At 35.0% G+C, this 25,751-nt stretch carries 27 protein-coding genes and 1 pseudogene; 19 read left to right on the forward strand and 9 right to left on the reverse strand.

Annotated features, from left to right (window positions below; all coding sequences use genetic code 11):
• Positions 1-17 precede the first annotated feature (17 nt).
• Positions 18-3,664: pseudogene (locus tag LPC09_RS06815) on the forward strand (multicopper oxidase domain-containing protein).
• Positions 3,665-3,714: 50 nt separating this feature from the next.
• Positions 3,715-4,521, forward strand: a complete 807-nt coding sequence (locus LPC09_RS06820; RefSeq protein ID WP_098795973.1) for a hypothetical protein — start codon at positions 3,715-3,717, stop codon at positions 4,519-4,521.
• Positions 4,522-4,950: 429 nt separating this feature from the next.
• Here LPC09_RS06820 and LPC09_RS06825 read toward each other — a convergent pair whose 3' ends face one another.
• Positions 4,951-5,835 carry a hypothetical protein gene (locus LPC09_RS06825; protein ID WP_231309295.1) on the reverse strand — a complete coding sequence of 295 codons (885 nt, stop codon included), beginning with the start codon at positions 5,833-5,835 and terminating at the stop codon, positions 4,951-4,953.
• 221 nt (positions 5,836-6,056) lie between these two features.
• On the opposite strand from LPC09_RS06825, the gene LPC09_RS06830 reads away from it, so the two are divergent.
• From LPC09_RS06830 to LPC09_RS06840, 3 genes are read left to right on the forward strand one after another with little or no spacing between them, the layout of a single operon-like run.
• Positions 6,057-6,467 (forward strand): FixH family protein, encoded by a 411-nt coding sequence (locus tag LPC09_RS06830; protein WP_176551146.1) that lies wholly within the window; start codon positions 6,057-6,059, stop codon positions 6,465-6,467.
• Between the two features lies 1 nt (position 6,468).
• Positions 6,469-7,074, forward strand: a complete 606-nt coding sequence (locus tag LPC09_RS06835) for an SCO family protein (RefSeq protein ID WP_098798448.1) — start codon at positions 6,469-6,471, stop codon at positions 7,072-7,074.
• Entirely contained in the window at positions 7,074-7,784 is a 711-nt protein-coding gene (locus LPC09_RS06840) for a cytochrome c biogenesis CcdA family protein (protein ID WP_331275795.1), read from the forward strand. The genes LPC09_RS06835 and LPC09_RS06840 overlap by 1 nt, the downstream gene beginning before the upstream one ends.
• Before the next feature lie 71 nt (positions 7,785-7,855).
• On the opposite strand, the gene LPC09_RS06845 is transcribed toward LPC09_RS06840, so the two are convergent.
• Positions 7,856-8,251, reverse strand: coding sequence for a hypothetical protein (locus LPC09_RS06845; RefSeq protein WP_098798449.1), 396 nt, complete (start codon positions 8,249-8,251; stop codon positions 7,856-7,858).
• A gap of 265 nt (positions 8,252-8,516) precedes the next feature.
• Here LPC09_RS06845 and LPC09_RS06850 point away from each other — a divergent pair, with 265 nt between their 5' ends.
• From LPC09_RS06850 to LPC09_RS06860, 3 genes are all read left to right on the forward strand, one after another.
• On the forward strand, positions 8,517-8,759 hold the full coding sequence (locus tag LPC09_RS06850; RefSeq protein ID WP_098798450.1) for a hypothetical protein: 243 nt from the start codon (positions 8,517-8,519) through the stop codon (positions 8,757-8,759).
• Between the two features lie 217 nt (positions 8,760-8,976).
• Positions 8,977-9,249, forward strand: coding sequence for a hypothetical protein (locus LPC09_RS06855; protein WP_231309296.1), 273 nt, complete (start codon positions 8,977-8,979; stop codon positions 9,247-9,249).
• A gap of 265 nt (positions 9,250-9,514) precedes the next feature.
• The gene (locus LPC09_RS06860) at positions 9,515-9,751 is read left to right on the forward strand and encodes a hypothetical protein (RefSeq protein ID WP_098798452.1); all 237 of its coding nucleotides are present in this window, start codon (positions 9,515-9,517) and stop codon (positions 9,749-9,751) included.
• A 43-nt stretch (positions 9,752-9,794) separates the two neighbouring features.
• Here LPC09_RS06860 and LPC09_RS06865 read toward each other — a convergent pair whose 3' ends face one another.
• On the reverse strand, positions 9,795-11,318 hold the full coding sequence (locus LPC09_RS06865) for a coiled-coil domain-containing protein (RefSeq protein ID WP_231309297.1): 1,524 nt from the start codon (positions 11,316-11,318) through the stop codon (positions 9,795-9,797).
• Between the two features lie 463 nt (positions 11,319-11,781).
• On the opposite strand from LPC09_RS06865, the gene LPC09_RS06870 reads away from it, so the two are divergent.
• The 3 genes from LPC09_RS06870 (at position 11,782) to LPC09_RS06880 (ending at position 12,837) form a co-directional block, all read left to right on the forward strand.
• The gene (locus LPC09_RS06870) at positions 11,782-12,120 is read left to right on the forward strand and encodes a hypothetical protein (RefSeq protein ID WP_098798454.1); all 339 of its coding nucleotides are present in this window, start codon (positions 11,782-11,784) and stop codon (positions 12,118-12,120) included.
• A gap of 246 nt (positions 12,121-12,366) precedes the next feature.
• Positions 12,367-12,573 (forward strand): hypothetical protein, encoded by a 207-nt coding sequence (locus LPC09_RS06875; RefSeq protein ID WP_098798455.1) that lies wholly within the window; start codon positions 12,367-12,369, stop codon positions 12,571-12,573.
• 57 nt (positions 12,574-12,630) lie between these two features.
• Entirely contained in the window at positions 12,631-12,837 is a 207-nt protein-coding gene (locus tag LPC09_RS06880) for a hypothetical protein (protein ID WP_098798456.1), read from the forward strand.
• Between the two features lie 115 nt (positions 12,838-12,952).
• Here the strand turns inward: LPC09_RS06880 and LPC09_RS06885 are convergent, their stop codons facing one another.
• Positions 12,953-13,129: an SE1832 family protein gene (locus LPC09_RS06885; protein WP_098798457.1), complete on the reverse strand. Its 177-nt coding sequence runs from the start codon at positions 13,127-13,129 to the stop codon at positions 12,953-12,955.
• A gap of 182 nt (positions 13,130-13,311) precedes the next feature.
• Here LPC09_RS06885 and LPC09_RS06890 point away from each other — a divergent pair, with 182 nt between their 5' ends.
• The gene (locus LPC09_RS06890; RefSeq protein WP_176551147.1) at positions 13,312-14,004 is read left to right on the forward strand and encodes a YesL family protein; all 693 of its coding nucleotides are present in this window, start codon (positions 13,312-13,314) and stop codon (positions 14,002-14,004) included.
• Between the two features lie 76 nt (positions 14,005-14,080).
• Here the strand turns inward: LPC09_RS06890 and LPC09_RS06895 are convergent, their stop codons facing one another.
• A complete protein-coding gene (locus tag LPC09_RS06895; RefSeq protein WP_098798459.1) occupies positions 14,081-14,260 on the reverse strand; it encodes a hypothetical protein in 180 nt (59 codons plus the stop codon).
• 209 nt (positions 14,261-14,469) lie between these two features.
• Positions 14,470-14,655: a hypothetical protein gene (locus tag LPC09_RS06900; protein ID WP_098798460.1), complete on the reverse strand. Its 186-nt coding sequence runs from the start codon at positions 14,653-14,655 to the stop codon at positions 14,470-14,472.
• Between the two features lie 381 nt (positions 14,656-15,036).
• Between LPC09_RS06900 and LPC09_RS06905 the strand changes: the two genes are divergently transcribed.
• Both LPC09_RS06905 and pruA read left to right on the forward strand, forming a co-directional pair.
• Entirely contained in the window at positions 15,037-15,954 is a 918-nt protein-coding gene (locus LPC09_RS06905; RefSeq protein ID WP_098798461.1) for a proline dehydrogenase family protein, read from the forward strand.
• A gap of 28 nt (positions 15,955-15,982) precedes the next feature.
• Positions 15,983-17,530, forward strand: a complete 1,548-nt coding sequence (pruA, locus tag LPC09_RS06910; protein ID WP_231309298.1) for an L-glutamate gamma-semialdehyde dehydrogenase — start codon at positions 15,983-15,985, stop codon at positions 17,528-17,530.
• Between the two features lie 60 nt (positions 17,531-17,590).
• Here the strand turns inward: pruA and LPC09_RS06915 are convergent, their stop codons facing one another.
• Entirely contained in the window at positions 17,591-18,322 is a 732-nt protein-coding gene (locus tag LPC09_RS06915; RefSeq protein WP_231309299.1) for a GNAT family N-acetyltransferase, read from the reverse strand.
• 182 nt (positions 18,323-18,504) lie between these two features.
• Here LPC09_RS06915 and LPC09_RS06920 point away from each other — a divergent pair, with 182 nt between their 5' ends.
• The 3 genes from LPC09_RS06920 (at position 18,505) to LPC09_RS06930 (ending at position 22,832) form a co-directional block, all read left to right on the forward strand.
• Positions 18,505-19,989, forward strand: a complete 1,485-nt coding sequence (locus LPC09_RS06920) for a flotillin family protein (RefSeq protein WP_231309300.1) — start codon at positions 18,505-18,507, stop codon at positions 19,987-19,989.
• Positions 19,990-20,121: 132 nt separating this feature from the next.
• Positions 20,122-21,360: a PucR family transcriptional regulator gene (locus LPC09_RS06925; RefSeq protein ID WP_231309301.1), complete on the forward strand. Its 1,239-nt coding sequence runs from the start codon at positions 20,122-20,124 to the stop codon at positions 21,358-21,360.
• Between the two features lie 239 nt (positions 21,361-21,599).
• Positions 21,600-22,832: a Zn-dependent hydrolase gene (locus LPC09_RS06930; protein WP_098798465.1), complete on the forward strand. Its 1,233-nt coding sequence runs from the start codon at positions 21,600-21,602 to the stop codon at positions 22,830-22,832.
• A gap of 56 nt (positions 22,833-22,888) precedes the next feature.
• On the opposite strand, the gene LPC09_RS06935 is transcribed toward LPC09_RS06930, so the two are convergent.
• Together LPC09_RS06935 and LPC09_RS06940 are read right to left on the reverse strand one after the other, a co-directional pair.
• Complete coding sequence (locus tag LPC09_RS06935) at positions 22,889-23,308, reverse strand: DUF1801 domain-containing protein (RefSeq protein WP_098798466.1); 420 nt, start codon at positions 23,306-23,308, stop codon at positions 22,889-22,891.
• A gap of 34 nt (positions 23,309-23,342) precedes the next feature.
• Positions 23,343-24,134: a Cof-type HAD-IIB family hydrolase gene (locus tag LPC09_RS06940; RefSeq protein WP_098798467.1), complete on the reverse strand. Its 792-nt coding sequence runs from the start codon at positions 24,132-24,134 to the stop codon at positions 23,343-23,345.
• A gap of 263 nt (positions 24,135-24,397) precedes the next feature.
• Between LPC09_RS06940 and LPC09_RS06945 the strand changes: the two genes are divergently transcribed.
• Both LPC09_RS06945 and LPC09_RS06950 read left to right on the forward strand, forming a co-directional pair.
• A complete protein-coding gene (locus LPC09_RS06945; protein ID WP_098798468.1) occupies positions 24,398-24,598 on the forward strand; it encodes a cold-shock protein in 201 nt (66 codons plus the stop codon).
• A 65-nt stretch (positions 24,599-24,663) separates the two neighbouring features.
• Positions 24,664-25,554, forward strand: a complete 891-nt coding sequence (locus LPC09_RS06950; protein ID WP_098798923.1) for a manganese catalase family protein — start codon at positions 24,664-24,666, stop codon at positions 25,552-25,554.
• The last annotated feature ends 197 nt before the right edge of the window (positions 25,555-25,751 follow it).

Here is a 25,751-nt window from a genome sequence, read left to right on the forward strand (position 1 = left end):
TAGAAAGGAGGGACACTATGATACGGCGATACCATGTCGTTGCGATACCCATTCGAATTGTTGTTAACAATTTTGGAGACTACAACCCGGATGGAAGAATATACGTGTTAAAAGAGAACGTAGATGAAGTAAGAGACTGCGTTCGTAAAAATCCGTTTACCCCTGTAGATTTAGTGCAGCCACTAACAATACGTGCAAATGAAGGGGATGTAGTGGAAATTCTTTTTGAAAATCAACTACCTTTTGCTGCAGGTATGCACTTTCAAGAAGCGGATTATGATGTATTAACATCTGATGGGGCTAATGTAGGCTTTAACCCAAACACATTAGTTGAGTGTGGAGAATCAATTTTGTATAAAATTTTTGCTACTAAAGAAGGAACCTACTTTTTTACAGACTTAGGTAATGTTGCAAGTACAGAAGAAGGTTCAAGTATTCAAGGATTATTTGGTGCCCTGCTCGTTGAAAAAAGAGGCTCCTGGTGGACCGATCCTGTCACGGGTGGTCCAATAAATAGTGGTGTTTATGCGGATATCCACAACCCATTTCTGCCTTCATTTAGAGAGTATGCATGGTTTTTTAATGACGAAATGGAAGTGAATGACTTAACAGGAAACAGACCTTTAAATCCAATTACAAATCAGGAATCTGAATCGTTTCATGGAGTTAACTTACGATATGAACCATTGAGAAATAGATTAAGGTTAATTGAAGAAGGTGTTGTTAGTCCAGAACTTGAAGGAGAAGAAGTCCACCATGATTCTTGGGTATTTGGTGATCCAGCTACTCCGATATTAAGAGGGTATAAAGGCGATCCGGCTATTATAAGATTGATTCATGGTGCTTCAAAAGAAACGCATGTTTTTCACTATCATGTCCATCAATGGCTTCGTGATCCAAGCAATACATTATCAGAAATTGTTGATTCACAAGCGATTAGTCCTCAATCGCACTATGATGTTAGCCCACTTTATGGACTCGGAAGTCTTCACGGAGCATTCGGTGATGCGATTATCCACTGTCATTTATATCCACACTTTGAAGCAGGGATGTGGGGAATTAATCGTATTTTCGACACTCTACAAGATGGAAGCCAGTGTTATCCAAACGGTGTACCAATTGCGCCGCTACAACCTTTACCTGATCGACCTTGTCCACCGCAGCCAACAAAAGAAAATCCTGGGTTCCCGAACTTTATTCCAGGTAAAGTAGGATGTAAAGCACCTCGGCCTCCACTTGGGATCGTTGGTGGCCGGGAAATGACTGAACTAGAAAAAAATGCAGCGGTTCCTAATGCTAGACCAGGTGCAGTATTTGTTGATTCATGTTTGTCTAATCCTGTTGTTGTTGAATATAACGTATCTCTTATTGAGTTACCGATTATTTATAATCGACAAGGCTGGCACGATCCGAAAGGGAGGTTCTATGTACTAGATAAAGATTTAGATGATGTACTCGCAGGTAGAAAAGAGCCTGAGCCCCTTGTTTTACAAATACCTGCTAGTTCGTGTATTCGAATGAATTTTACAAATTTGTTACCTCACATTCTTGACGGTGATGCATTCCAACTTGTAACAAGAACTTATGAAGTGGGTTTTCACATTCATTTTGTAAAATTTGATGTGTTAGTCACTGATGGTGCAAATGTAGGTTGGAATTATGATAGCTCGGTCCTACCTGGTCAGACAATACGTTATGAATGGTATGCTGATACCGAATTAAAGGCATTCTTTTACCATGATCATTTGAATGCGACTTCACATGAGCAGCATGGGATTTTTGGTGCAGGTATTATTCAGCCTAGGTTTTCAAAATTTTTTGATAGTCGTACAGGAGAAGAGACGGATTACGGTACTCAAGTAACCGTTGTGAACCCACTTATCCCTGATTATCGAGATCAATCTCTCTTTGTACAGGATTTTGCTTATCTTTTTGATAAAGATGGCTGTCCTATCCAACCACCTGAATTCCCAGGATCACTTGAAGATCCAGGTGTATTTGGGGTCAATTATAAAAATGAACCATTACAATTTAGATTAGGAAAAGACTGTGATCCAGCCTATTCGTTTAGTTCATACGTTCATGGAGATCCTGTCACACCAATTCTAAGAACCTATGAAGGTGATCCAATTCGAATCCGCTTGCTGCAAGGGGCGCACGAAGAATCTCATAGCTTTAATCTACACGGTCTAAAGTGGAAGTCGGAACGGGCTGATTTAGATTCCATGTTTCAAGCTCAACAGCACATAGGAATATCTGAATCATTCACATTTGAAACAGAAGTCCCACTAGCAGGTGATTATTTATGGGCCTTTGAAGATGAAGAGGACGTTTGGTTAGGAACTTGGGGCTTAATACGGGCTTATGATCAACTGGTTGATGATTTGATCGTACTACCAGATCGACCATGTCCACCACCAAGAACAAAGCCATTACCTGAAGTTACAGGTAAGCCACCTGAATTGGCTGATCCTTTATGTTCAATGCCACCTAGGGCATTTTGTGATGCTCCTGTGAGAAAATACGATGTGGTATGTTTCCAAACACCAATTATTTACAATAAGTTTGGTGATCACGATCCATTTGGTATTATTTTTGCCCTTGAAGAAGATGTTGAAGATATTTTATGTGGCAAAAAGAATCCTGAACCACTTGTTTTAAGAGGAAATGTAGGGGACTTAATAGAGGTCACGCTAACAAGTAAATTAAAATTTGATCTGTTTCCATTCCCAGACGGTATTCATCCTTATCCACCAGTAAAGGAGCAAGCTTTCTATCCACCTTCACTTAGAATATCTCTTCATACTAGTCTACTAGACTATGATGTGAAAACATCGAGTGGTGATACGGTAGGATTTAACCCAGATCAAACGGTTGGTCCAGATGAGAAAATCACATATCGATGGTTTGTGGATGGTGCTCATGGAACATGTGCAATGTGGGATGTAGCTGATTTACGTAATCATCGCTCGTTTGGTACATTTGGTGCATTTATTGCTGAACCAAGGTTCACAACCTATCATGACCCATACACATTGTGTGAGGTGAATACTGAGCCAATGTTGTCCTTAAAAACCCATTTTTACCGGAGACAAGAGAATTCGTATTAATTATGCATGATGGAGTCAGACTCGTTGATAAAAAAGATCAGCTTATTATTGATCCAATAGACGGTATCCTCCCACAACCTGATCCTGATGAAGAAGTAGACACGTATGATTTTGGTTCACGTGGGTTTAACTATCGAACAGAGCGTTTAATCAATCGATATCGGGAACATCCAATTTTAGGTGATTTATTTAGTTCTAAAGTTTTCGGTGATCCTTCAACACCTGTTTTTGAAGCATATCCAGGAGATCCAATTACAATTCGCTTAACAAATCCTTCAGAACGAAGACGTTCACATACGTTCCATTTACATGGACATAAGTGGAAATTTGATGCAAAGGATATTGATTCTCGTGTTACTTCCTTTGTTGGCCATATCATTGCTGGAGCAGCTGAAAATCTAGAAATCATTGGTGGAGCTGGAGGGATCTTTAACTTCCCAGGTGATTATATGTACCGTTCAGGAAATATCAGATGGGACATTGAACAAGGAATGTGGGGAATCATTCGTGTTCATGAGGAGCTTCAAAAACATTTGCCAACATTAAAAGAATAGAAATAGGGGAGGAAGGGGATTCCTCCCCAACTTCGAAAGGAGGGAAAAATGTGATTGAGAAATTTGAAAGCTGTGAATTCGGTTGTCCAGAGGTCGTTCCACCGGATGCACCCGATGACTTTTGTATTCCAGAACAATGCTGCCCTGATAAAATAGCCACACCAAAGTTTCCATCGCCAACCACTTGTTTACCAGAGGATGTTCAGCGTGAATTAGAAGAAAGAATTGATGTAGTAAATGAATTATTATTAAACCTAGCATTATCTGGTGAGCAGCCTGAAGAAGCTAGAAGAGATGCTTTTGATGGTTTAATGGGTCTGTTTATTAAGGTGAAGTTAACCTGTGAAGAAGAATTATTAGCAACAAAAAAGAGAATGTCAGTAAAAAAGAAACGATTGCTGAAGAGAAAATTACTTGCAAGAAGACCTAAAGGGTGTGTTAATCTCGTTGGCTGGGATTTTGTTCAATTGAAGCAAGAGGATACTTTCTTCCTTATTCCTTTTGAAAAGATTTGTCTTATTAAATCAGAGGAGCCTCTTCATGAAACTATAGAAGAACCTCAATTAACTAATATTGACCCATGTTTTAGACGCGCTTTAGCCTATAATTTTGGAGAGGTCGTTTCATCATCTCCTGAATTAATTCAACTATTTTTCCGAATACGTCTAAATAACTTTCTCCTTCTACTTTTGGATAAAGAGGTTGAGGTGAAATTGGACAATCAACTAGTTAAAGGTAAACTTATAGATTTGTCGCGTGAATCTATCACGATATGTAGAGAAGGTAAAGAAGATCGTGAAATTCCTCTAAATGTAGTTTGCTTTATGAAATTTAAAGAGTGTCTTGATGTAGATTGATTAAATAGTTTACTGTTACTCCTCTATCATATGGTAGGGGAGTTTCTTTTTGAATATGGGATTAGTTAACACAAAAAATGCCGAGAATTCGCAAAGCGAATCTCAGCATTTAATGCCACATCGTTTAATGAAAAGAAGATTATCTAGCAGCAATGGTCATGATGTCTAAAGCGAGAGCAGCAAGAATGTCTAAAACGTGGGAAACAAGAATGTCTAAAGTGAGAATGGAAAGAATCGCAACGATGTTTAAAAAAGTGGTCAAAGTGGAAGTCATCATGACATAGTGAACGACAACAGCAAGATTTCTTCTTTTTGCATGAACAGCTCATAATTTCACCTCCCTTCAAAATCAGATAGTATATCTTATGCGGGGAATACTAGATTGAAAGGGATAAAAGGGTAGAAAAAGAGAATTAGGCGGAGTTAGTATTAGCAGCAATCATCCTTTTTTTCCATAATAGAAAGTGACTTAATAGATTCAAATGGTAATATACGAAACTCATCTTTTTTCTCTTTACATCTTTTTTCCTTTTTAATAACTCTTTTCTTCATGAGTCGGTTTCTTTTTACTTTTTTCTTCTTCTTTTCTTTCTTCATAACATCAATCTCTACAAAATCAGCTCCAACGAAACAGATCCTGCCTTGAAGCATTTCCTCTTCTTCACATTCGAGTTCAATTTTTACATCACAATCAATTAATTGGCGAAGTCTAAAGGCCATTCCTCCTTCTAGGCCAGCTAATCGGAAACGGAAGCGATCATCACAAATAAAGTGATTGTTTAAGCAAAAATCGTCGTGGCAGTCAAAAGAATCATGATGCTGAAAGTCACATTCTTTTACGACAAAGCGTCTGTCAAAAATAACTGGATGCTTACAAGTTTCAAAATGATCATGATGATCACACTTCTTACAATCACAGTCATGGCGGTGATGGTGCTTGTGATCATGTTTCTTACAATCACAGTCGTGGTGGTGATGGTGCTTGTGATCATGTTTCTTACAATCACAGTCATGGCGGTGATGATGCTTGTGATCATGTTTCTTACAATCACAGTCATGGCGGTGATGGTGCTTGTGATCATGTTTCTTACAATCACAGTCGTGATGGTGATGATGCTTGTGATCATGTTTCTTACAATCACAGTCGTGATGACGGTGCCGAGGTTTCTTACATTTAGGACAGTGGTCGTCGTGATGATGACGACGGTGTTCACGACATTCATGGCAATCATCATGGAAATCGTTTCCATGCTTTTTACATTTGTGATAGTCATGATGATAATCATACTGTTTATCATGGTCATGATAGTTCATGCTTTTTCCTCCTTTAATTAATTCAACTTATACTTTCATAGGGAAGATAACGATAAGGACAACTGCATGAGTTATCCATCTTAATTAACCCTATAATAATCATGGTATGTTTTTCCAATGAAAAGGGATTAAACGTATGTCTAAAGTACTGAAAATCCGCTAATATCATAGACCGGTATCACACACAAAACATAGAATGTTAAAAAATGGGAGGTAATATAATGAGAAAGCTAACAAATATGATTATGACGTCCTTCTTGTTTTTCTTTGTGAGTGCTTGTCAGAGCCCTTCTAGTCATCATGAACATATGAAGGGCCAAGAAGAATTTTTAGATGTTTCAGTTAAGCTTAATCCAAAGGAGATAGAAGCAGGTGTTTCATTTTCTATACAGCTCCATATTACTCAAATGGACAATGATATAAATCATGCAGATGATGTACGAATAGATGTATGGAAGGATGGAGAAGAATCAGAGAAAGAAACGTATGAAGCGACTTATGACGGAAAGGGGATGTATGTCGTTGACCTTATGCTCGAGGAATCCGGTTCTTATAAGGTCATGTATCATGTTACAGCAAAAGAGCAGCATGTTATGAATGAAGTCCCTTTAACCGTCCAGGAGGGGAATTAATTTGAAGAATAGAAAAGTGATAGTAAATGGTCTGGCTGCTATGTTTATCTTAGTAGGTTTTTTTCTTATTTATTCTGTTTGGCCAAGAGAAGAAAAGCTTCCTGTTCTAGATAAAGTAGAACCATTTATTTTGCAATCAATTGATGAACAAAGCTATAACTCGGATAATGGAAAAGTCAAATTATTGACCTTTTTTTACACAAAATGTCCAGATATTTGCCCACTCACTATGGTTGATTTTCAAACATTACAATCCGAGCTTCAAAAAAAAGGTCTTTTTGGAGATAAGGTAGAGCTGGTGGCTGTTACTCTTGACCCTGAGAACGACACCATTGAAGTGGTTAAAGAATATTCTCAGGCTTTTGAGGCCAGTCCTGAGGGATGGAAATTTCTGAGGGGGTCTGAAGAGGAGACACAAGCAATTGCAGACCTTTATCATATGAAATACAAGAAACTCGAAGGTGACTTTATTGCACATAACACAACCATGTTTTTAGTTGATGGGAAGCAGCAAATAAGAGGTCTTTATGATATGGCGAATCAAAACAATGCAGTTAAAGTAGATGATATTCTACTTGCAATGGAAGAGCTAGTTGTGGATGAATAATGGTGATTGATGTAAATGTTTTCTTAGCCTTTGGAGCTGGATGTTTGTCCTTTCTCTCACCCTGCTGTCTACCTTTATATCCTGTATTTTTGTCATATATGACAGGATTATCTGCACGGGAAATAACCGAGGGTGCAGATGGGAAAAAACGTATTGTTATATTTCACACGCTATCTTTCTTATTGGGCTTTTCCATTATTTTTATTGTGTTAGGAATTTCAACCTCTTGGCTAAGTAACATATTTATTCAGTACCAGGATTTAATTAGACAAATAGGGGCAGTTTTCATCCTGTTTTTTGGCTTTGTAACGATCGGACTCTTGAAGCCAAGGGTTCTATTAAGAGAAAAAAGAATTAAGCTAAAATGGAGTCCTTCAAGTTATGTGGGGTCAGTATTAATTGGGGTTGGATTTGCAGCTGGATGGACGCCGTGTGTGGGGCCGATTCTTGCCTCGGTTATTGCTCTTGGACTTTATACAGGGGAAGGATTTCTTTACGTGATGTCCTATATGCTTGGATTTGCCATCCCTTTTTTTGTGATGGCCTTTTTTCTAGAAAAAACAAATTCCTTAAGAAAATATAGTCAAAAGCTTATGAAAATGTCAGGGCTTATGATGATCATTATGGGGCTCCTCTTATTTTTTGATCTTCTTACAAAGCTTACTAGCTTCCTGACTGAATATATTTATAGAGGTTTTACAGGTTTTTAAAAGGCAATAGACTCAGTAGCTGGCATCTTAATGTGTGTGAGCCACTGAGTCCTTTTAAATACTATAAATTCTTATAGATCAATACATTTAATTGATTCCATAGGGATGATTCTTTTTTTGGACTCATTTCTTTCTTTTGGTAATTTATAATGTTCCCATTCTTTATGAGGTTTTTCATGCTCATGCTTTAGACACACTTCAATAAAGTCACTTCCAACAAAATCAAGTTTCGCTCTTATTTTTTCGATATTTTCTCCGGAAAATATTTCGATTGTTATATCGCAATCAATTAGCTTGCGTAATCGAAAAGAAAATTCATTGCTTAGAGTTCTTTTACATGAGAATTCACGATCACAACAGTCATTCCTATCATGAAATAATTCGTCATGACATGAACAGTGGCTAGATGACAAATGACGATTAAACTTCTTAAACTCCATAAATTCTATAAATTCATCATAGTACATTTAACGAATTGCCTCCTTATATTCATTTTTATGTTCATACTTAAAATATGTAAGAAAATAACATAATGATTAGTGCACTTGTCTCATCTATTAAAAATAGGTGTGGGAACGAAACATAAGTTAGTGTTCATTATGCATACCTCTAGAAGTGAAAATTAGGCAACTTACTCCATAGAAACTAGTTATTCGTCCATACAGAAAGGGCACTAGTTTAATATCCTATATTATCTCGTGGTAGAGAAATAATTGGCAAAGAGGGAGAAAAATGGAAGAAAAAAATAAAAAATGTATACATGATGTATTAATGACAATTCCTCCAAATTATCCTGTTAATACGATCTATCTAAATGGTTTTCCAGTAAAGGTTTGGGCATTTTCTAATATGGATTGTGAAAAGTGTGTAGCTTATTTTGTGAATGAAGAAGGTCAGGTTGTTATTTTCGATATAGCGAAAATAGATGGTATTTCCTTTGGGGAACTAGAAGATGATGACTTTGATGATTGTTAGTTTATATAGGCTCACATAACCTTACCTGCCATTTACTAGCCTATTTTTCAGTTTTTATAAGCCTTTTTTTCTATTAGTTTTGACACTTGTCTATACAGAAATCTATTTCCATTCATAGTTTATATTATCTCTCAAGCTTTGAGAAATTTAACTTGAAAGGAAGGATTAGTATGAGTGGAAAAAAAGGTAGTAAAGGCAAAAGTCAGCAGCCTAGTCCTTGGGATCAATTATTACAGCACAGCCCGAGGATCATAAGCCTAAAAGCTGTATCGAGGATATTCTTAAAAAACTTCCTCCTAGTTATCCAGTTGGAGCGATCTTTTTAAATGGTTTACAAGTACCTGTTACCGCTATTACAAATGTATGTGATTGCTGTGCTTACTTTATCGGTGAAAACGGTCAAGTCGTTGTTGTAGATGCAGGCAAAGTTGAGGGTTTATCATTTGGAGAAGCTGAAACTGAAGAAGAGGAAAAAGCTAGTAAATGCTAGTAATTAAAGGTGCGCTAATAAATACGCACCTTTTTTGTACTGTCAGAAGTATAAGTTTTGTGGATGATAGTTTAAGAAAAGCTAAGGCATTCGCCATTAGGGATTGGCGATTAGCCAAGCTTTTCTAATGTTTATTAGTCTATTATGCTATTGTGGATGCCCTTTTTATTTATCTATTATATTAGTCTATACAATAATGAATCTTCCTCATATAGTATATTAACTCTGAAAATCAGAGAATTAAATTTGAAAGGGGAAATTTGTAATGTCAGATTACAAAAAAACTTGTATTGAGGATATTCTTAAAAAACTACCTCCAGGGTATCCAATGGGAGGACTTTTCTTAAACGGTTTATTAGTACCTGTTACAAACATTTCAAATGTGTGTGACTGTTGTGCTTATTTTGTCGGTGAAGACGGTCAAGTTGTTGTTGTTGACACTAATAAAGTTGACGGACTATCATTTGGAGAAGTAGAAGCTGAAGAAGAAGAAGAAGAATAACAATTGTGGGAGCGATATAGTAAGTATCGCTCCCTTTTTACTGTCAATTATAATCATTCGGTTTTGTTTCTAATGTTTCTTTCCCCCAGTTCACTCCATCTATCTTATTACAATCGAATGTTTTAACCTGCAGCTCATCTGTAAAATGAGCAATACTACCTTCAGAACTTATATTTAAGAATCGAGTCACATCCACATTCTTTCCGTTAATTAAAATAGAATCAATTGGGAAATTCGAGGGTAACCCTTTAAATAATTCCACAAATGGACCTTTGTAGTTAGTATTAGAAAGTTCACGTTTTAGATCAATGTTTACTTTCACTTGATCATTCAATTTTTGTATCAATTCGCCATATTTTTTATCATCTTCATTAGTTGAAGTAGGGAGTTCGTACTGTGTTTGCTGGTCTGTAGAGGAGTTAAACATAGCAAAATTCATAGCAACTGTTTTTGCGATGTGACGTTTTAGAGCTTTTATTCTCTTCTTCATGTTATTGTGAAGCTCATTGTACATATCTTCATACTTTTTCACTTGATAAAGTAGTTCTTCTTTTTGAAAAAAGAGTTCTTCATATAAGTCTTTATGAACATGATCATGATTTAGTAAATGTTCATCTAACTTTGAAATAGTGGTTTCATGTTCATTTAGTTGCTGATACAGGTGATTATGTTGCTCATCTACATCCATCAGTTTAACGTGAAGAAGTTGGTATAGGGCTTCTTGTTGAGACAAGCGGTCTGAGAAGTTAATCATTTTTTGTTCATGATCATGTATAGAAGAAGTAACATCTTCGTTTATTTTAATTTGAGCAAGAAACTGGTCGTTAAGCTTGTTATATTGTTGTTCCACATCATTGTTCATTTCATCTTGACTAGCCAACTTCTGATTCAGTTCATCATGAACTTTTTTATGTTCGTCTAATTGATTAGAGAGCTCATGATAGTGAGTATCTATTTGTTTTTGCTGAGTTGAAAGTAAACGATTAAGGTTTTCCTGTTCTTGAAGAAGGCTTTCGTTATCCTTGCCTTGTCGTAAGACTTGATCCTTAAGAAGATCTGTTTCATGATTAAATTCAGATAATTGCTTAGAGTATGTTGATTGTAATTCATCTATTTTTGAGACATCTTCTTTTATTTTTCCCAGTTCCAGCTTTTGATTGGTTAGTTGGTTCGTATGATTTGTTTGAGTAGAAGAAAGACTGGAAACATTATGAGAAATAGATTGTATATCTTGACTATGAGTTTTTTGTTTATCAACTAATTCTGCATGAAGGGTAGCTTGTTCCTTCACATGTTGGGTGATCCAGTCTGTGAAGTTCGTCTGCTTTGCGACATGCTGACAAAAATCACTCATTAACCTTTTGTTTTTCAATGATAGGTCGTTAAACTCACAAAATAATTCCTCTTGTGCTTTTTCTAATGCACCGTTTTTTTCTTTTTGTTTCTCAATATGCTTAAGTACTTTATTTGAATAATATAAACGTTGATTTACATTCATTTGATCTAACTGAGGTTTTACAAAAACTTGGGGAAAAACATTTTTTTTGATATAAGCGCTAGTAGACAATCTCATCCCTCCCTATATCTACTTTTGACAATAATATATGGGTGTTTTGCTCATAAGGTGCATATTATACAGAATTTAAGCTTGAAAATTTGGCTTTAGAGACTGAGAGGGGTTACAACTCTAAATGAAAAAATTCGTTTGAGTGATATTACTATATATGTAATGACATTAACTTATCTGCAATATTGAAGGTAATTCAATTGCTCCATGATATTTTGGAACTCCGTTAACGAAACAATCGGTCGGACGAAGAGTGTGTTAAAGACACTTTAGCTGTTACACGGTTGAAAAGAATTTGACAACTCCCTGAATTAAAAGGTTCTAATTTAATATTCTTCTTAAAAAGTGCCTATTAGATCTTAAAAAACTCATATTAACTTTACTTGTTTAGGAAAACAAACTATACATATAACAATTTAAGTTCATAGTATAAAAGGAGAATATATGATATGGAGAGGTTAATATGAGCGAAGATTACAGTAATATGGAACAGGAGATCTTAGGAAAAGTAGAAAAAATGATTGAGAATTCTGTTGAAAAACATATAAAAGAACTTTCAAATACAATTTCTACTCAACTAACAAATGAAAACGGGAATGCCAGTATCAAACAGAGTGGTAACGGTATCGTTTATGTGGATAATACGGGAATTGCTTATGCTTTCATCCTTTTTTATCACCACTTTATGAAGTCGAATCATCATGAAGAAGATATAAGCACATTATTCGAAAAACTAGAAAAACTAATTGATGGCAATAGATCAGCGTTTCAAGAATATATGGCAAATCTTAAAAAAAATTAGGTATTTAATAGAATTATGGTGAAACTAAACTTCGAATTTATGATGCGCGAATTTCCCACTTTATAGTTGTTTCGATCAGCTGTATAAAATTGGGGAAATCGTGTATTTTTTTTGAGAAATGTTAAATCAAATATTTTTTGTGTTAAAAAAAGGAAAATGTGTATTTTACTTGATTTATATTAACCATACAAAATCCTATTATTTTCATACTTTATATTAAGTAAAGAGAAAAGGGGGGAAAGATGTATGGGTTATAGTAATGATCAATTAGCTATCCTTTTTGCTGAATTAAAAGCAGAGCTTAAAGCCGTTCAGAAATTGAAAGCGGAACTAGAAGCTAAGTTATCAGCAAGAGCAGAAGCTGACGTAGAAACAGAGGCTGAGCAAGAATCTGATAACAGAGTTAAAGTTGACATTAAAGTAAGAAACGGTAACTCTTCAATTGAAGATTAGTAGTAAATTAACCTATTAAGTTAGTCTATTATATTATACGAAAGTGAGGAATATTAAATGGGATATAGTAATGATCAAATTGCTGCACTTTTTGCTGAGTTGGAGGCTGAGCTAAAAGCAATTCAAAAGGTTAGAGTTGAGCTAGAAGCTGAATTAGAAGCAAAAGCAGAAGCTAAAGTGGAAACAGAAGCTGAGCAAGAGTCTGATAACAGAATTAAAGTTGATATCGACGTAAGAAATGGTAACGCTACTATTGAAGATTAATAGTTAATAGTTGAACTATGGGAGAACAAACCATTTGAGGTTTGTTCTCTCTGTATTTCTTTCGTTATATCTTTCATTTATTTTCAAAAGTTGTTGTACATATAATATAGCACGTTTAACTATTTTTTAGTTGAGTACGAATTTTTGATAGTTCTTCCTCAAGTTCAAGTAACTTACTCTCAAGCTTTTCGGTTGAGTGTCCTGTTGCTTCTAATTTCTCAATATCTCCCTGCACTCGTATATATTCCATTTTCAGTTCATCGATTATTTGTTGAATGTCTTGTGAACTCATGAAAAATCCCATCCTTTCTATTACAGTATAGCTAAATTCTATAAATGATACAAAAAGATACTTCTATCCTATTTATTAATTGGTAAAGGGCTTCTTTAAAGGTAAAAATCCTACAGATGTAATCGGATACAGATAAGTGGTATAATAAAATTAGTATTATATGTGAAAGTGGGATGTTGCTGATGAGTGGTTTAATGGGTGGACTAAATCGTGTGTTTGAATGGATTATGCGTTTGTCCGTTATTAATATACTTTGGATTTTGTTTAATCTACCAATTTGTTATTTACTTTTCTCTATACTTTTTGCTACAGATCAATCGTCTATGTTCTTGTTTTTATTAACTATTGCAGTGTTGGCACCTTTTATCTTTTTCCCTGCAACAACGGCAATGTTTGGTGTAGTTCGTAAATGGGTGATGGGTGATCTTGATGTACCATTACTAAAATCGTATTGGAAATATTATAAAGACAACTATCTGAGAAGCTTAACAGGAGGAATAATCTTAACCTTTATCTGGGTAGTATGGGGAGCGGATTTTTTCTTTTTTGCTAAGATGAATATTATTATAAGTTCGTTTTTTTTAGTAGGCTTTTTATTTTTGTTTTTAATGACAGTGTTTTTCTTCTCAAACACTGTGCATTCCGAGTTAAAGCTATTTACAAGTATTAAGAATTCATTCTTTCTCACCATGGTTTATCCATTAATTAATTTAATGGTTTTAGTATCTAGCGCAATTATTCTTTATATGAGCATTGGAGTTTTTACATTCCTTATCCCATTTTTCATGGGAACACTTATCGCGTATGTATCATTTGCTGCTTATTTTCATAAGCTTGAGAAAATACATGATAAGACTTCAGAAGCTCAAAAATAAACCAAAAGAAAGAGATCGTCACATGGACGATCTCTTTCTTTTGGTAGTCGTAGCGATTCAACGATGCATCCACCTATCAGGAAGCGTTTTCATAAATAACGCCTTTGAATTGAATTTTAAATTTTGCATAATTCTCTTGTTTTAATTGGTTTTTAACTTCTTTTAATTTTGCAACTGCCTCCGTCATACCTGATGCAGGAATTTTATATTCTCTTTTATCTTCTCCTAGGTCAATTAAAAAAACAAACTGTTTCATTTCTGTATTCTCCTTTGATGTTAATACTATTTATTTACAAGTATGTGAAATCGGTTTCAATTATATGTTTAATTTGTTGTATACGCTTTCGTTTTAAACGGTTTGAAAGGAAATGTCAACCTAATGAACCCTTTCTTTTGATCTACAAAAAAATTCTTCTTAATTTGTTCACATTTAAACCAAGAAGAATGAAATAAGTATTGTGTTCATTATTTTATGTATATAGCGAAGGCGATAATAATAGCGATACCTAGAAGAATATAAATCCATGATAAACGAGAAATATTCGATTTTGTATTCTCATCATAATCTTTATCACCTTTGCCTCCAATTAAAATCGTTCCTATTAAAGAGATAGCCCCAATAATAATCACTAGAAAGATGGCTATTTTCACTTTTTGTCCTCCTCGCCTCAATACGCTACTTTTTCTATCATACTATAAATTTTATTAAGACATGCTCTTTTTAACTTTTATATTGGCAAAGCCCTATTTTTATAAATATTAACTAAGGTCATCTAGTCATACCTTTCTTTGACATAAAGAAATGAGTGAATTTCACTTAGCTTGTTTAACTTATCTAAAACTGTGGAAGTGTATAAATATAGCGGGTAGTTTATATACAGCTTTGTAAACGGTTTATTATTGGTTGTATGTTTTACACAACGAGGTAATGAAATCTTTGTATTTGTGCTACATTGTGAAAATCCGCTGTTAAATCGTAAAATATTTGTAAAGAAACAAACTCTTACTTGCTTCTTAATGGAGGTGTTTATAGTGTCAGTTATTACAAGAGATCTATTTTTATATTTATCAAACAACAAAACGTTAAATCGTGCCGCTCAAAATTGGGGTACTAATATTGCCTCTGGAAAGATTGTTGGTGGAATGGATTTTCCAAGCTCCATTAAATTTATTAAAGAATTAAATAATGAAGGATTATCGGTTACAGTTGATCACTTAGGTGAGTTTGTTAGAAGTGAAACGGTAGCAAGAGAGCGTACAGAAGAATGTATTCAAACAATTGAAACCATTGTTGCTCAGCAGTTAGATTCTCATGTTTCATTAAAACTCACTTCACTAGGATTAGATATTTCTAAAGATCTAGTTTATGAGAATATGATGAAAATCATGGAATCCGCTGAAAAGAATAAAGTGATGGTAACAATTGATATGGAAGATGAACAACGTTGTCAAGATACACTATCAATCTTCAAAGATCTAAAAAAGGATTATCACTATATAAGTACTGTTATACAAGCATACTTGTACCGAACAGAGAAAGACTTAGATGATCTAAACAGTTATCAACCCTTTTTACGTCTTGTAAAGGGTGCATATAAAGAATCTCCAAAAGTAGCATTTCCTGAAAAAAAGGATGTTGATAATAATTACAAAAAAATCATCAAAAAACATCTATTAAATAGAAATTATGCAGGAATTGCTACTCATGATGATGCAATTATTGAGTACACAAAGAGGTTAGTAGATGAATACAACATTCCTAAACATACTTTTGAGTTTCAAATGCTTTATGGAATGCGTTCTACAACACAAAGAGAGCTAGTTAAAGAAGGCTATAAAATGCGTGTGTATGTACCATATGGACGTGACTGGTATGGATATTTTATGAGACGACTTGCTGAGCGTCCAGCCAATATTGCCTTTGCCCTTAAAGGAATGACCAAAAAATAAACTTTAAAAATAAAGGAGACGATGAACGATGACAACACCATACAAACACGAGCCATTTACTGATTTTTCAATTGAGGAAAACCGAGTAGCTTTTGAAAAAGCCTTGGAAAATGTGCAAGAAATTATGGGAAAAGAGTACCCTCTTGTTATCAATGGAGAAAGAATAACAACTGAAGCAAAAATTGTCTCATACAACCCGGCAAACAAAGAAGAAGTTGTTGGTAAAGTATCGAAGGCTACACAAGAGCATGCAGAAATGGCAATCCAGGCTGCAGATGAAGCGTTTAAAGAGTGGAGATACTGGAACCCGGAAGAAAGAGCTAATATTTTATTCCGTGCAGCTGCCATTATTCGTCGTAAAAAGCATGACTTTTCAGCATTGTTGGTCAAAGAAGCTGGGAAGCCTTGGAATGAAGCGGATGCCGATACAGCTGAAGCGATTGACTTCTTAGAATATTATGGTCGACAAATGATTGAACTAGCAAAAGGAAAGCCAGTTAACAGCCGTGAAGGTGAAAGTAATAAATATATTTATACCCCAACAGGCGTAACTGTTGTTATTCCACCTTGGAACTTCTTATTTGCGATTATGGCTGGTACAACAGTTGCACCGATTGTAACTGGAAATACAGTTGTATTAAAACCTGCAAGTGCAACACCTGTTATTGCCGCACAATTTGTTGAGGTACTTGAAGAAGCTGGATTACCAAAAGGAGTTGTGAACTTTGTTCCTGGTAGTGGAGCTGAAGTAGGTGACTATCTAGTTGATCACCCAAAAACTAGCATCATTACATTTACTGGCTCACGAGAAGTAGGAACACGTATTTTTGAGCGCGCTGCAAAAGTTCAACCAGGTCAAATGCACTTAAAACGAGTGATTGCTGAAATGGGTGGTAAGGACACAGTTGTGGTAGATAATGATTGTGATATTGAATTAGCTGCTCAATCCATTTTCGCTTCGGCATTTGGTTTTGCAGGACAAAAATGTTCAGCAGGTTCTCGTGCAGTTGTTCATGAGGATGTATATGATGAAGTCCTGCAACGTGTTATCGAAATTACAGAAAGCAAAGTAACTGGAAGCCCAGAAAGTGCAGATACTTATATGGGGCCAGTTATTGATCAAGGATCATTTGATAAAATTATGGACTATATCTCTATTGGTAAAGAAGAAGGGCGTTTAGTAAGTGGTGGAAATGGTGATGATTCAAAAGGATATTTTATTGAACCAACCATTTTTGCTGATCTTGATCCTAATGCAAGAATTATGCAAGAAGAAATTTTCGGACCGGTTGTAGCATTTGCTAAAGCAAGAAACTTCGATGAAGCTCTTGAAATTGCTAATAATACAGAATACGGCTTAACAGGTGCTGTCATTACTAGAAACAGAAAACATATTGAACGTGCAAAACATGAATTCCATGTAGGAAATCTTTACTTTAATCGTAATTGTACAGGAGCTATTGTTGGTTATCACCCATTTGGAGGTTTCAAAATGTCTGGCACTGACTCAAAAGCTGGTGGACCTGATTACTTGGCTCTTCATATGCAGGCAAAAACGATTAGTGAGATGTTATAATAAAGAGGGAGAAAGCAGTGAAGATTCTGCTTTCTCTTTTCTATTTTACCGATAGATGGTTCACCTTTTAACAAAGATTGAATACATTCTTGGATTCTCAAATCCTAATTTTTGAGCCAGGTTTATCGAGCCTACATTATGTATATCACAATCCCAACGTGGTACTTTATCGTACTCTAGGCAATGCTTAATAAAAGCAGCTGAAACATGTGAGGCTAAGCCCATTCCACTAAAATTTGAAGAAGTGGCCACATCAATTTCCGCGTAGTTCTCAGACGCAAATATTGATATACTCTCGCTTACAATTTTATCTTTATATGAAATGAAATATCCAAATCCATGCTGAAGAAAACGCTCCGTTGAACCCCAGTATTCTTTAACATAAGCTTCATTAAATTCATTGCTCTTGTTTATGGTACTTTCTTTAAATCTTCTTAACTCAAACCCATCTTTTAGTTCCTTTAACTCCAGTGAAGAATATCTGTGTTTGTTAAAAAAATAAGAATACCGCTTATATTGCTTAAATTCATTGATTGTTTTATTTGTTAATAACTCATCCCATTCTAAAGAAGTAGAAAACAAGGTAAATCGTTCATTTTTTTGTTTTTTAATTTCATAAATAGGAAGAATTGTATCGTTAAGAAAATCAATACTTGACTCTCCTGACACAACGAATATGCCTGAACTCGTACAAATTAATGTAGAATCGTTTTGTTCTATGATCTCGCCAGTGATTAACTTGTTTATAACTGAATGAGCAAAAACAGGAATAACTTCACTTTTAAATGACATCATACACCTCTTGTAATAAAGTTAGAGAATTTTTAATTTCGTGAAACTTTCGTCTACTTCGTTCGTATTACTTAATGAACATAACTAGTTACGTTTCATTATACAGATTGTAAATAAGAATGGTCATTTCCCACGTGGGATCAGAGAAATTTACACTATCAAAATATACGGAGGGAAAACATATGTCAGGTTTCTTTGGTGTTATCGTTATTTTTATTCCATTGTTAATTGTAGCAGCCATAGCTGGAGTAGGTTATTTCTTTTGGGTGAAAATTCGTTATCGAACTGCCAGGTCAAATCAAGCACTTATTATTACTGGTCCTAAACTAGGTGATCCTGAGAAAGAAACGAATATATTCGCTGATCAAGAAGGACGTTCTATGAAAATTATCAGAGGTGGCGGTTACAGGCTTAGACGATTCCAAACAGCTACACCTGTTAACCTTACTTCGTTTCAGTTAAAGCTATCAACACCAAGAGTATACACAAATGGTGGGGTACCGATTGTAGCAGATGCTGTTGCCATGGTGAAAGTGGCAGATACGTTAAATGGTATTGCCAACTATGCTGAACAGTTTCTAGGAAAAGAACAAGAAGAAATTGAAGCAGAAATTATTGAGGTACTTGGAAGTAATTTACGTGCTATTCTTTCAAAAATGACGGTTGAGGATATTAACAGTGATCGTGAAAAATTTAATCATGATGTTTCTGAGGTTGCTCAAAAACAATTAGATTTAATGGGCTTTAAAATTACTTCACTAGGGTTAACGGATTTACGTGATGCTGATGAGGAAAACGGATATTTAGAAAATCTAGGAAGACCTCGTATTGCTGAGGTTCGTAAATTAGCAGAAATCGCCGAGGCTAATAGTGAGCGTGAAACACGAATTCATAGAGCACAAACAGATCAAGAGGCAAAAGAGGAAGAATACAAGCGCCAGATCGCAATTGCTGAATCGAAGAAGGAAAAAGATATTAAAGATGCTGCCTTCAAAGAGGAAACTGAGCGTGCAAGAGCTAAATCAGAGCAATCTTATGAATTGGAAAGAGCAAAGCTTGCTAAAGAGGTGAAGGAAGAAGAACTAACGCTTAAATTTTTAGAACGAGAACGTGCCGTTAAGCTTGAAGAAGAAGAAAGTAAAGTTCGTAAAACAAAAGCTGATGCCGAATACTATGAAACAACACGTAAAGCAGAAGCAGAGGCACGAAAATCTGAAATTGATGGAGAAGCAAAAGCAAGAATTCGCCGTGAAGAAGGATCTGCTGAAGCGGATGTTATTCGTGAGCGTGGTAAAGCAGAAGCAGAGGCTCGTAAGCTGTTAGCTGAAGCAATGGAAAAACACGGTGATGTTATTATCACTGAAAAACTAATAGAAATGTTACCAGTATTTGCAGAGAAAATTGCACAGCCTTTAACGAATATTGATTCTGTTAAAATTATTGATTCAGGTAACGGTCAAGGTGTTTCTTCATTTGGTAAAAGCATTACAAAAACAATGGTAGATATCCAGGAACCATTAAAAGAAATGACAGGGATTGATATGGGAGAATTGTTAAAATCATATGCAACTCGAACAAATCGTACAGATAATCATATTACCTTTCAAGAAGCAAAACGGGATAACGGCAGTGACATGGTTACAGTAGTAGAAGAAGATGAGAAATAAGGAAAAAGCGGACTCTTGGATGTCCGCTTTTTTATTTATAAAAACCTTGCTACATTTCCTACAAAGAATCTATACAAGTCTTTAATGACACAGTATCATAATGGTAAAGAAACAATGAGTAGGAGTTTTCATATGGATGAGCTATTAGAGCGTGTGTTATCTTTATCTGATTTACACGAAATTGTGGACGGTATAAGCAATGGTTTAAAAAAGCCTGTTATTCTTGAGAGTGATCATTTTTTCTTACTTGCTTATAATTCCTATTATGTGGATCATTTTGATTCGGCAAATCAGCAAACGATTTTTGCAAAAAAATGTCCATTAAATATTTTTGAAAGATTCGTCGAGACAGGAATTATTGACAGATTAAAAACAAATGAACATCCTTTTAGAATTCACGAGATGAAAGAGATAGGTTTAAATCAACGCGTTGTTGTAAGTGCAAAATACAAAGGAACGATTATGGGATACATTTGGATACAAGAAATAGAGGACCCATTAACTGATGAACAGTTAACCTTTTTATACGATGCTTCCTTACATGTTGGTAAAATGATTTATAAGAAAAATAAGTTAAAACAACAAAAAGCTGAGAAAATCGAACATTTTTTCCGTCAGGTTATTAATGGTGACTTTGTTAGTGAGAAGGAGCTTAGATGGGAGGCCACACAGTTAGATATCGTTTTGCCGTCCATTTTTAGTGTTATGGTTGTGAATGCCATTCATGCGGATGAAGAGCTTGTAGAAGAATTAAAAGAAACCATTCGGTCATATTTGAACTTAAAGGATAATACAAGCCATGTGTTAGTTGATCGGACGAATATAGTTATTATCGTTGGTTGCTATTCCCTTAAATACTCACCAGTAGAAGCTGCCTTAAATATTATCGAAAACCTGTTATCAAACTTTGATGAGAAGCGATATTCTGACATTTTTATTGGAATCGGTAATGAATATCAACCTATTACATTGCTTCAAACGAGTTACAAAGAAGCGCTGGAAGTTGTTTCAATTGCTGAAAAACTTGGAACACAGGAGAATGTTCCATATGAACATGATAAAATTGGTATTTTTCGCTATCTTGATGTGATAAACGAAAAAAATAAGAGTATTAGCTATTCAAATAAAAATCTGAAGATTCTTCAACAAAAAGATAAAGAAAGTCAAACAGAGCTAGTCAAAACTCTTGAGTACTATCTAGTGAATAACTGCAAATTGAAGCCAACTGCAGAACAAATGTTTATTCATCCAAATACGTTAAACTACCGAATGAAACAAATTGCTGAGTTAACAACGATTGATTTTTCAGATTTCAATCAAAAGTGTCAGCTATATCTTGATTTGATGTTAAATAAAAAGATACAAGTATGAAACTGTTCCTAAATTTTGGGGCAGTTTTTTTGTTGATTTGTAAACAATATTGCTTTTGACTAATATGTTGAAACGAACTCCTTGTTTTAAAAAAGATATCAGCGGTTTTGCCAAAAATGCATTTAATTGATTCACCTCTTGTCGGAATTTAGTCTGACAGAAAAGATACCAAATAAACTGACATGACTATCTGAATAATGTGAAAATAATGATACTACATATGAAAAAGGAGTGATCTAATGCAAAGACAAAAGGTATTAATTAACGGAGAAAGACTTAAAAATGAACTAGAAACTTTCGCTAATTTCGGTCGTACAGAAAATAATGGGGTCACTAGATTATCATTATCATCGGAGGATATTTTGGTTAGAGATTATTTTTGTAAATGTTGTGAAGATCTTGGAATGAAGATAAAGGTAGACGATATGGGATCGATTTATGCAACACTAGAAGGTAAAAAAAAGAGGCCCCCGATTGTCATTGGATCACATTTGGATACAGTTAAAAATGGTGGTAAATTTGATGGTGTTTTAGGTGTTGTAGCGGGATTAGAGATTGTGAGAACACTTGTGGAAAATAAGATAAAGCCTGAAACATCTATAACCATTGTTAATTTTACTAATGAGGAAGGAGCAAGGTTTGAACCGTCAATGATGGCTTCAGGTGTCCTATCAGGAAAATTTAATAAATCGGATATGATTAAAAGTACAGATCAAAATGGAGAGACCTTTTCCGAGGCACTGCAAAAAAGTGGATATAATGGGGCGATAGAAAATCGATTAACAGAAGCATCTTGTTTTTTAGAGTTACATATTGAACAAGGACCGATATTAGAAAGTGAAAATCTTACTATAGGAATCGTTGATTGTGTGTTAGGGATGGTATGTTATGAAATTGAAGTAACTGGAGAATCTGACCACGCTGGGACAACCCCGATGAGTATGAGAAAGGATGCACTTTTTGAAGCAAATCATCTTATCTCAACAATACGCCAAAAGGTAGGAACCTTAGATGATGAACTAGTTTATACATTAGGAAGGTTGAGTGTGTTACCGAATGTACACACAGTCATTCCAAATAAAGTGGTTTTTTCTTTTGAAGCAAGACATAAAGATTTCATGATCATCCAAAAAGTTGAAGAAATTATCCGTTCACTCCCCAATTCAGCTTTAGAAGGTTGTGAAGTAAAGATAAGAAAATTATGGGATCGTAATACAGTTTGGTTTAATCCAGACCTATGCGAACTGTTGGAGCAATCAACAGACACATTAGGGTACTCCTACAAAAGAATGGTAAGTGGTGCTGGACATGATGCACAATTTTTAGCAAGCTATGTTCCTTCCGCAATGGTATTTGTCCCAAGCGTAAATGGAAAGAGTCATTGTGAGGTGGAGGAGTCAAGCTGGGAAGATTGTGAAAAGGGAGTAAATGTCTTATTAGAGACAGCACTCACGATGATGTCTGAGGGGTAAGTGAAAAAATTAAGAACTAAACCGTTCAACCTTATGAACGGTTTAGTTTTGTTTGGTTACTCTGGATAAGTTCTTCTCAAAAAGTTGATTGATTGAGAAATTAACTCCTCTAAAAATTTTGTATCAATATCTGCCAGTTTATTAATATAAACACATGCTTTTCCACAAGTATGCTTACCGAATTTTTCCAGTAACTTCTCTCGTTCGGTATCACCTGTTGCAAAATACAAGCTTATTTTGGCTTTTCGAGGAGAAAAGCCAACAAGGGGTGCATCACCTTCATGACCGGTGGGGTATTTATAATGATACTTTCCAAACCCAATAATGCTTGGTCCCCACATTTTTGCCTGATAGCCTGATACATCCGTAAAAATATCTAATAATTTGTAGGCGTCTTCGCGTTTTTTGGGACTTTCAACGCTTTCAATATATTCAATGACACTTTTATCATTTTCTTTTGTTTTTTGTTCGTACAAAGCAGTTCCTCCTAAAACAAATTAGAAATACAGCTTAGTCAACAAGGCCAAGTGATTTTAAACCGTTGTATATACCTGAGTTTGTTACCTTCGTTGTTTTATATTTTGCATATTGAAAAAGATCAGGATGTCCATTCCCCATAGCAAATCCTTCACCAACAACCTCTAGCATTTCCTTGTCGTTCATTCCATCACCGAAAGCAATGGCAGCTTCTCTTGGAAGAGAGAGTAGCTCTAGGATATGCTGAACTGCAATTCCTTTATTTACGTTGTCACGAATAACATCATAGCAATGACGTAACCCATCAACATTAACCTGTGATAAATGAATCGAAGGATCTTCTTTTTCATATAATGCTGGTTCATTTTCACTTAAATTAATAAGAGTGATTCCTAAAATTTTATCAATTACATCAAGTGAATAGGAATTATTTTTATGTAGGTGAAAAGCTGAAATAAATTCTTTAACGATTGGACTTTCTAAGTCTGAGAAAATATTCTCCTCATGAGTGTACAAAACAAGCTCATGTCCATTGTTTTTGGCAATTTCAACATATTTCTCAACAGTTGAACTTGACATTGGAGCTCGAAAAATATCCTCACCCTTATGAATGGCATACGCTCCGTTGTAGCCAATAAATGATTCAATATTTAATTCCTTTGCAATATGTGATATTTCATGTAAAGGGCGACCTGTCGCAAGGAATACTTCAATTCCTTTTTTCTTTACTTCAGCTATAGCTTTTTTTGAAGAATCCTCTATTGTGTCATCAGGTCTTAGCAGTGTACCATCAATGTCGAGAAACAAAATTTTATAATTAGTCATTTTTCATCTCCATCTCAGTTTTTTTAAAATGTACTTCTTTTAATGAGTTTAAGTGAGTATTTAATCCAGTTTCTTCAAGTAATTATTTTATCATAGAAAAAACGGGTGGATAAAAATTTAACTATTATTTTATGTAGTTTTTACCTTTTAAAAAAATATTTTAAAAAAAGAGTATATATATGTTTATTTTTTTTTCAGTGGGTAATAATAATAACCGAAATTGTCATCAAACATGTTTTGATTGATTTAGGAGGAAATTTTTAATGGCACAAGGAAAAGTAAAATGGTTTAACTCAGAAAAAGGTTTTGGATTTATTGAAGTTGAAGGTGGAGATGACGTATTTGTTCACTTCTCTTCAATTCAAGGAGAAGGTTATAAGAGCTTAGATGAAGGACAAGAAGTTACTTTTGACATTGAGCAAGGTAACAGAGGTCCTCAAGCTGCTAACGTTCAAAAAATATAAAACCAACTTACCCAGCAAATTATTTGGGTTTTTCCTGGTTAACAAATAGAAGTGGAGGGAAAATAATGTTTAAAAGAATAAATAAATTGCCAATTGAACTTCCTATACCTGAACACGGTGATATGAATGCTGCTGCTGCAGTACAAGAGCTCTTGGGTGGCAAGTTTGGGGAGATGTCTACCTTAAATAACTATATGTTTCAGTCTTTTAACTTCAGAAATAAAAAAAAGCTAAAACCATTCTATGAGTTAGTAGCTAGCATTACAGCAGAAGAAATTGGTCATGTAGAACTTGTTTCTAATACAATTAATTTGTTATCGGTAGGTAATACGTTTCCGGGGGATCCGGATATCACTCCACTCCAAAATGGGAAGGATGCTAGAAACACCCACCACTTTATCTCTACTGCTCAAACGGCTATACCAGGTGATTCGATGGGAAGACCTTGGACTGGTGATAATGTATTTAATAGTGGTAATCTGGTTTTAGATTTAACACATAACTTTTTTCTAGAAATTGGTGCACGTACACATAAAATGAGAGTTTATGAGATGACTGATAACCCAGTTGCTCGAGAAATGATTGGGTATTTACTTGTTCGTGGAGGAACACATGTCCTCGCCTATGCGAAAGCAATCGAAATTGTGACAGGGGTAGACTTAACGAAAATGCTTCCAGTTCCAAATCTTGATAACTCAAAATTTGATTATGCTAGGCCATTCATAGAAAAAGGCTTAAGCAATGTGCTTTACACATGGAGCGAAACAGAATACAGGGATATTGGAATGATTTGGAAAGGAACTAATCCGGAAAATGGGCATCCACTGGAAGTGAAAATTGGTGCTCCTGAGGGGGGACCCATACCAGACTTAGAGGAATTACCTGAAGAATTTGCTCCTGGTATTACTAGGGACGATTATGAATTAATCAAAAAACGTCTAATGGAAAAGTTATAATGAATTTTGCAGGAAATATTAATGAAATTTGGATTTCTTTAGCGAACGGCAGCAGCCACTGTTCGCTATTTTCATTCATACTTCAACAATCCAATTTGACACTTTGATAGAATCAGTTTGAAGTCGTCTTATGACAGTTTTTCCTTGTTTTCAATTCATTTAGGGCAACCATAGCCAATTTTATACCACTAGGTGTT

This window comes from Metabacillus sp. B2-18, assembly GCF_021117275.1.
Classification (GTDB): Bacteria; Bacillota; Bacilli; order Bacillales; family Bacillaceae; genus Metabacillus.